The 2,813-nt window shown below is 64.8% G+C and carries 2 protein-coding genes and 1 pseudogene; 1 reads left to right on the top strand and 2 read right to left on the bottom strand.

The window, feature by feature from the left end; all coding sequences use genetic code 11:
• Window positions 1–1,348: D-alanyl-D-alanine carboxypeptidase family protein (locus KGM94_RS24735; RefSeq protein WP_300265221.1), on the bottom strand; the 1,348-nt coding region annotated here is incomplete at its 3' end.
• Window positions 1,349–1,738: 390 nt separating this feature from the next.
• On the opposite strand from KGM94_RS24735, the gene KGM94_RS24740 reads away from it, so the two are divergent.
• Window positions 1,739–2,056: a phasin family protein gene (locus tag KGM94_RS24740; RefSeq protein ID WP_300265224.1), complete on the top strand. Its 318-nt coding sequence runs from the start codon at window positions 1,739–1,741 to the stop codon at window positions 2,054–2,056.
• A gap of 91 nt (window positions 2,057–2,147) precedes the next feature.
• On the opposite strand, the pseudogene KGM94_RS24745 reads toward KGM94_RS24740, so the two are convergent.
• Window positions 2,148–2,813, bottom strand: a pseudogene (locus tag KGM94_RS24745) (VWA domain-containing protein); the annotation flags it as partial.

The following is a 2,813-nucleotide window of genomic DNA, read 5'->3' on the forward strand; positions in this document are numbered from 1 at the left end:
TTCTGGCAATTTCAGGCCGGGCAGCTTCAGCATTGGCGACGACGGTCCCGGATGTCTCCGCGACCTCGGCGCGCGCGGCCGGAATCGCGCTGGTCACCGGCGGCGCCGGCTGGGCGGCGGTGGCAGCGGCAAGCTTCACGGCGCCGGCCTTCACATGAACCGTCTTCACCTTGACCGGCTTCATCGGCTCGGACGAGCCGGGGATGATCGACAGCGGCTGGCTCGCGATCACGCCGCTGGTGAGCGGTGCCGGCTCGATCTTGGCTTCGGCCTTCTGGGCCGGCGGCATCGCGGCGGAGGCCGCGGCAAGCGCCGACAGGCGCGAGGCCGGCGCGGGACGCGGCGCGGACTGCTCGGCCGCCTGGGCCTGCGGGGCTGCGGCCTCGGAGGCATCAGCCATTTCGGTGGCGTCGGAGGAGCCGCGCTCGGTGATCGCGGCAACGGTGCGCGCGGTCGCGGCTTTGCCGACGTTCTCGGCGAGCAGGTTGCGCATGATGGCGTCGCGCGAGCCGCCGCTGCGGCCACCCAGCACCACGCCGATCAGGTGACGGTTGCTGCGGCGCATCGAGGTCACGAGGTTGAAGCCGGATGCGCGGGTGTAGCCGGTCTTGATGCCGTCGACGCCCTCGACACTGCCGAGCAGATGATTGTGATTGCGGATCGACTGGCCGCGGAAATTGAAGCTGGCGGTCGCGAAATAGCGGTAGTAGCGCGGGAAGCGATCCTGGATGGCGCGGCCGAGCGTTGCCTGATCGCGCGCGGTGGTCACCTGCTCATCGTTGGGCAGGCCCGAGGCGTTGCGATAGACGGTCTTGGACATGCCGAGCGCGCGCGCCTTGCGCGTCATCATCCGCGCGAAGTCGTCCTCGTCGCCGCCGATCGCCTCCGCGATCACCACCGCCGCGTCGTTGGCCGATCGGGTGACGAGGCCCTTGATGGCGTCCTCGACGCGAAGGCTCTGGCCCGGGCGCAGGCCGAGCTTGGTCGGTGCCTGCTCGGAAGCGTGCTCCGACACCGACATTTCGGTATCGAGCTTCATCTTGCCGGCTTCCAGACGCTCGAACAGCAGATAGAGCGTCATGATCTTGGTCAGCGACGCCGGGTGGCGCAGCGCGTCCGGGCTCGTCGCCTGCAGGGTCGCCCCGGAATTGCCGTCGACGATGATGGAGGCGAATTGCGGGCTGTAGCTCGGCGCGGCCTCGCGATGGACACGATGGTGCGCGTGGCGGTGCCGATAGCGGCGCGCTTCGGCCGCATCGGACGTGAAGATGATCGCGGTGGTGATGGTAAGAAGCCCGAAAACGCCGACCCGCGCCAAGCGCGAGGAAGACAAGCTTTTACGAAGCATGAAACCCCGTCCCCGTTTCTGACTTGATCACCGGTTCGTGAGGCAAAATTGTGCCCTTGCGCCCCGTGATCATGACCTGCCTGAGCCGCCGATCCGCCGATACCGTTGCGATGGTGCGGAAGCCCAAGCCGATGTTCTGGCTAAGGCCATGTTCTCAAACGGCTTTTGCCGCCTGTCGGATGTGAACACGTCCAGGGAATCAGGGTAGGGGCCCGCGGTTTCCAAAAGCTTAAGGAACCCTTGCGCAAATCCGAGGGAATCTCCGCGACTTAGATATAATTTTGTGCGACGCACAAGATTTCTTGACACTTTTTGTGCATTGCACTATATAGAGGCAGTGTTTGGGAGCCGGGGCTCCCGGATGTTCGAGCCAGAAAAAGGGATTCCCAGATGTTCAAGGTTGAAGACATGCAGAGCTACGGCAAGGAGCAGTTCGAGCAGGCAGTCGCCTCTGCGACCTCGATGCAGAACGGCCTGCAGGCGATCGCCAGCGCCTATGGCGACTACACCAAGAAGTCCTTCGAGGATACGAAATCCTTCGTCGAGAAGCTGTCGGGCGTGAAGTCGCTGGACAAGGCCCTGGAAGCGCAGACCGACTTCGCGCGCTCCTCCTACGAGACCTTCGTCGCGGAATCGCAGAAGATCGCCGGCCTCTACAGCGATCTCGCCAAGACCATTGTGGCGAAGTTCACTCCGGCCGCTCAGTAAGCCTTTCGTCAAGTCCTGGAATCGGAAAAGCCCGGCTGGTTCAGCCGGGCTTTTTCTTGGTGTGGCGGTGGCGCGCTGCGCGCCTCGCCGGCTAGTGCGACAGCCGCAGCTTGCTCAGCGCCGTGCCGATCGTGTTGAACGTGGTCACGATCTGGGACGAACTGGTCAGCATGTAGAACTTGTCGGGGCTGCTGGCGCAGTTCTGCAGCACCGTCGAGGTGGGATCCGCAGGCGAGTGGGTGTTCACCTGAATCGTGTAGATCGTGTACATGTCCCGGCCTCTGGCGTCCTTGGCGGCCTTCAGGTTGCTGCACATCAGGGCCTGCCGCGCGTCGATCGGGTCGCCGGAGGCCTGCGTGCTGCCGTTGCCGTATTCGGGCCAGCGGTCCTCGGTGTTCAGACCGTCGGACAAAAGGATGATGACCCTGTTGTAGGTCGTGTTGACGGCCTCGGCCGGCGCATTCAACGGAGCGCTGGTCAGGAGCGATTGCCAGGCCCAGGCGAGGCCGACCGCCTGGTCGGTGCCCCCGGTCGGCTGCATCGCGTTGACGGCGTTCTTGAGCTTGGTCCAGTCCTCGCTCAACGGGATGATGGGCTCGAGCTGGGTCGAGGCGCTGCTGCTGCAATAGGCCGTGCCGTTCTCGTAATACTCGTTGGCCGGAAACAGCGTGGTCACGTCGGACGACGACGGCTGCGCGCCGGTCGCGTCGTTGGGCTGGGTACGGTCGGTGATGCAGCCGGTCCAGGTGCTGATCGG

The organism is Bradyrhizobium sp., assembly GCF_028868675.1.
Classification (GTDB): Bacteria; Pseudomonadota; Alphaproteobacteria; order Rhizobiales; family Xanthobacteraceae; genus Bradyrhizobium.

What these genes read in the sequence shown, in the direction of transcription:
- KGM94_RS24740 (WP_300265224.1), top strand. Translation starts at nt 1,739, where the DNA reads ATGTTCAAGGTTGAAGACATGCAGAGCTACGGCAAGGAGCAGTTCGAG.